General features: G+C 53.5%; 5 protein-coding genes. 4 read left to right on the top strand and 1 reads right to left on the bottom strand.

Annotated elements, in window-relative coordinates; genetic code table 11:
* The 4 genes from B3520_RS16690 to B3520_RS16675 form a co-directional block, all read left to right on the top strand.
* Nucleotides 1–226, top strand: a 226-nt coding sequence (locus B3520_RS16690; protein ID WP_286876458.1) for a response regulator transcription factor, incomplete at its 5' end; no start/stop codon positions are given.
* A gap of 166 nt (nt 227–392) precedes the next feature.
* On the top strand, nt 393–1163 hold the full coding sequence (locus tag B3520_RS16685) for a type IV toxin-antitoxin system AbiEi family antitoxin (RefSeq protein WP_286805840.1): 771 nt from the start codon (nt 393–395) through the stop codon (nt 1161–1163).
* Nucleotides 1160–2059, top strand: a complete 900-nt coding sequence (locus B3520_RS16680) for a nucleotidyl transferase AbiEii/AbiGii toxin family protein (protein ID WP_286805839.1) — start codon at nt 1160–1162, stop codon at nt 2057–2059. The genes B3520_RS16685 and B3520_RS16680 overlap by 4 nt, the downstream gene beginning before the upstream one ends.
* A gap of 100 nt (nt 2060–2159) precedes the next feature.
* Nucleotides 2160–3743 carry a peptide chain release factor 3 gene (locus tag B3520_RS16675; RefSeq protein ID WP_286805838.1) on the top strand — a complete coding sequence of 528 codons (1584 nt, stop codon included), beginning with the start codon at nt 2160–2162 and terminating at the stop codon, nt 3741–3743.
* A gap of 76 nt (nt 3744–3819) precedes the next feature.
* On the opposite strand, the gene B3520_RS16670 is transcribed toward B3520_RS16675, so the two are convergent.
* On the bottom strand, nt 3820–4161 hold a 342-nt coding region (locus B3520_RS16670; RefSeq protein ID WP_286876457.1), incomplete at its 5' end, for an energy transducer TonB.

The following is a 4161-nucleotide window of genomic DNA, read 5'->3' as shown; positions in this document are numbered from 1 at the left end:
GGCCAAGCCGGTGGACCTGGCCCAGCTCCTCAAGGTGCTGAGAGGCACCGACGTGGCACAAACCGAGCCGCTTTCAGGCCGTCACGTCACCCCCGCCGAGCTGGAATGGGAGCATCTGCAACGGGTACTGCTGGAGCACGATGGCAACATTTCCTCCACCGCCCGGGCCCTGGGCATGCACCGGCGCACTCTGCAGCGCAAGTTGAAAAAGCACTCTCCGTTCTGAGTAGGCACCGTAGTCAGGTCCGAAATGAGCGCTTATTATGTACTCGGGCGTTTTTGAAGTTCCGGAGGTTTAAAAATAATATTTTTAAGGCATTCAAAGTACCGCTCAAAGGAAAAATATAAACAATCTCATTGCTTTTGTTTAAAAATTACGGTATTTTGGTACCATGAATACCGTTAGAGGTTCAAAATTAAACACGCTGTTGAGTACGCAGCCGAAAGGCACCGTGCTGTTATCTGCCTGGTTGACCGAACAGGGCTATAGCCCGGAGCTGCAAAAGCAGTACCGCAAAAGCCAGTGGTTTAACTCCATAGGCACCGGGGCATTGGCGCGCTGTGGAGATCAAGTGGATTACCTGGGCGGAGTTTACGCCCTGCAATCTCAGCTTAAACTGTCTGTTCACCCGGCAGGGAAGACGGCGCTCGCCATGCAGGGGAAATCGCAGTACCTCGAACTTCTGACTAAAAAAGCACTTCTCTTTGGCGGGCCAAACGAAAGTCTGCCTCTTTGGTTTAGAAAGCATGATTGGGGGGTGAGCGTTGACTGCAAATGGAGTGCATTTATGCCGCCGGAGCTAGGGCTGGTGGACCATGAGCACAAGAGTTTCACGGTCAAAATATCATCTCCGGCCCGAGCTGTGATGGAATGCCTATATATGGCACCTAAATCACAACCGCTTGTTGAAGTCTATGAGCTGATGGAAGGGCTTAATAATTTGCGCCCGGCGAGCGTTCAAAAATTGCTGGAAGGTTGCAATTCGATCAAGGTGAAACGCCTGTTCCTCTATATGGCTGAAAAGGCTGGTCATGACTGGTTGAGCTATCTCGACTTGAACAAAATGGACTTGGGGTCGGGTAAACGCGCAATTGTGCCTGATGGTGTTTATATTCCAAAGTACCAAATTACTGTGCCAAGGGAGTTGGCAGCATATATATGAATCAAACTTATAGAAAACAGGTTGGATTATTACTGAGCGTGCTTCCAGAGGTGGCTAAAGAGACGTGCTTTGCCATGCATGGAGGTACAGCGATAAACCTGTTTGTGCGTGATATGCCGAGGCTGTCGGTTGATATTGACTTGACCTATGTGGAAATCAGCCCTCGCGAGCATGCGCTTGCCTCGATCAATAAAGCGCTTATGCGTATCAAGGGTAGAATAGAGAGGCTTCTCCCCAGGGTGAGGGTTCATCACAGCTCTGATGCGTGCAAGCTACAACTTGATGAAGGCGGGATGCTCATCAAAATAGAGGTCAACATGGTTGGCCGGGGGCTGCTGGGTGCACCGGAAGAACGACCATTATGCAATGCGGCACAAGAGACATTTGATGCTTTTTGTGTAATGAGCCTGGTGCCGCGACCTCAGCTTTACGGTGGGAAGTTATGCGCTGCACTCGACCGCCAGCATCCCAGGGATCTTTTTGATATCAAGTTGTTGTTGGAAAATGAAGGGCTTAACGACGAAATTAGACCAGGCCTGGTGTATGGGTTGGTCTGTTCTAACCGTCCCACTCATGAAATGCTTGATCCTAACCTGCTGGATCAGCGTGCAACGTTTGAAAACCAGTTCGAGGGAATGAGCGCGCTAGCATTCACCTATGAAAATTATGAGCAGGTCAGACAAGGCCTAATTAAGAGGGTCAGGGAGGCGCTCGGTGAGAAAGACAGGATTTTCTTAAGTAGTTTTAATCGGTTGGAACCTGAGTGGTCAATTTATAACTTTCAAGATTTTCCATCAGTGAAATGGAAGCTTTTCAATCTGGAGCGATTTAAGCAAACCAGGCCAGGCGCGTATGCAAAACAACTGCGTCTTTTGGAAAAGATATTGGATCGTTGATTTCGAGCGACCCTGATCTCAGATAGAATGGCGGGCTCTCTCATCCCTTGAAAAGGGATGCTGGGTACAAATTTAGGTACAAATTAGGATTTAAAGTGGTATGGCTGATAGCAATTTTTTGAATGAAATCAACAAGCGAAGGACTTTTGCTATCATTTCCCACCCGGACGCCGGTAAAACCACCATCACTGAAAAGCTGTTGCTGTTCGGAAGTGCGATTCAGCAGGCCGGCTCCGTGAAAGGTAAGCGAGGGCCCCATGCCAAGTCGGACTGGATGACCATGGAGCAGGAGCGCGGCATTTCCGTGACCTCCTCGGTGATGCAGTTCCCCTACAAGGAGCGCATCGTCAACCTGCTCGATACCCCGGGGCACGAAGACTTCTCGGAAGACACCTACCGCACCCTCACCGCCGTGGACTCGGTGCTGATGGTGCTGGACGGGGCCAAGGGTGTGGAAGACCGGACCATCAAACTGATGGATGTCTGCCGGTTGCGCGATACCCCGATTCTGTCTTTCGTGAACAAGCTGGACCGGGAAGCCCGGGACCCGGTTGACCTGCTGGATGAAATCGAGTCGGTTCTGAACATCACCGCCGCTCCGGTCAACTGGCCGCTGGGTATGGGGGTTGATTTCAAGGGCGTTTATAACCTGTACACGGACACTATTCACGTGTACGAGAAAGGTCAGGGACACACCATTCCCGCTGACACTCAGATTCAGGGGCTGGACAGCGCCGAAGCCAGTGAGCTGCTGGGTGATGATGCCGAGGATATTCGCGAGCAGATCGAGTTTGTGCGCGGCGCGACCTCGCCCTTTGATGTCGAGGAGTACCTGGCCGGGCGTATGACGCCGGTGTTTTTCGGTACCGCCCTGGGCAACTTTGGTGTTCGCGAAATGCTGGATCACTTTGTGGACTGGGCGCCCAAGCCCATGCCACGCATGACCCATTATCGGGAAGTACAGCCCAACGAAGAAAAACTGTCGGGCTTTGTGTTCAAGATTCAGGCGAACATGGACCCGAAACACCGGGACCGTATTGCGTTTATGCGCATCTGCTCGGGCACCTACCGCCAGGGCATGAAGATGCGTCATGTGCGCCTGGGTAAGGATGTGAAGATTGCCGATGCGGTGACCTTCATGGCTGGCGACCGCAGTGCGGTGGATGAGGCCATTGCCGGTGATATCATCGGGCTTCACAACCACGGTACGATTCAGATTGGCGATACCTTCACGGAGGGTGAACCGCTGAAGTTTACCGGCATCCCGCACTTTGCCCCGGAACTGTTCCGCCGCATCCGCCTGAAAGATCCGCTCAAAACCAAGCAGTTGCAGAAAGGTCTGCAGCAGTTGGCGGAAGAGGGGTCTACCCAGGTGTTTTTCCCGCTGAATAACAACGATATCGTGGTCGGTGCGGTTGGGGTGTTGCAGTTCGAGGTGGTGGCTTACCGGTTGAAAGACGAGTACAAGGTCGAGGCCATCTACGAGCCGGTCAATGTGGCCACCGCGCGTTGGGCGGAGTGTGAGGATCCGAAAAAGCTTGAGGAGTTCAAGCGCAAGTGTGCGGACAACCTCGCCCTGGATGGGGGGGGTTACCTCACCTATCTGGCGCCAACCCGGGTCAACCTGTCCCTGACCGAGGAGCGCTACCCCGAGGTAAACCTGCGGGCGACACGGGAGCACTGATCAACGGGTCATGTTCTGAATACGAAAACGGCGCCTGTAGGCGCCGTTTTCGTATCGGTGCGAAGGTCTCGCTCTGTTACTCCGGGACCACGAAGGTAAAGGGTACCGAGAACTCGTACACGTCTCCGCGAATGACCTCGGGCACGTCCGGGAAGGGTGCTGCTTCCCGGATGGCCCGCTCGGCCTCCCGGTTGAGCAGGGAGTGTTCCGACTCTTCCAGCATATTCATGCTCTGGATGGCGCCCGCCCGATCGATCACCACTGCCACGCGAATCTCCCCTTCCTGTCCGCGCTGAAGGGCGCGTCGAGGGTAGCTTGTGTTTTGCAGGATGCTGCGCATCAGGTTGGAGAAATACAGCTGTTGCGCCCGCAGAGACTCGGCGGTCAGTAGCGGCTCGTCATCCTCTTCCTCTTCTTC

It is taken from the genome of Marinimicrobium sp. UBA4509 (assembly GCF_002388575.1).
Taxonomy (GTDB): domain Bacteria; phylum Pseudomonadota; class Gammaproteobacteria; order Pseudomonadales; family Cellvibrionaceae; genus Marinimicrobium; species Marinimicrobium koreense.
Note: the sequence above shows the minus strand (reverse complement) of the source record. Positions and strands in the feature narration are given on the sequence as shown.

Coding starts and splice junctions, on each gene's coding strand:
- B3520_RS16685 (WP_286805840.1), top strand. CDS start 393: ATGAATACCGTTAGAGGTTCAAAATTAAACACGCTGTTGAGTACGCAG.
- B3520_RS16675 (WP_286805838.1), top strand. CDS start 2,160: ATGGCTGATAGCAATTTTTTGAATGAAATCAACAAGCGAAGGACTTTT.
- B3520_RS16680 (WP_286805839.1), top strand. CDS start 1,160: ATGAATCAAACTTATAGAAAACAGGTTGGATTATTACTGAGCGTGCTT.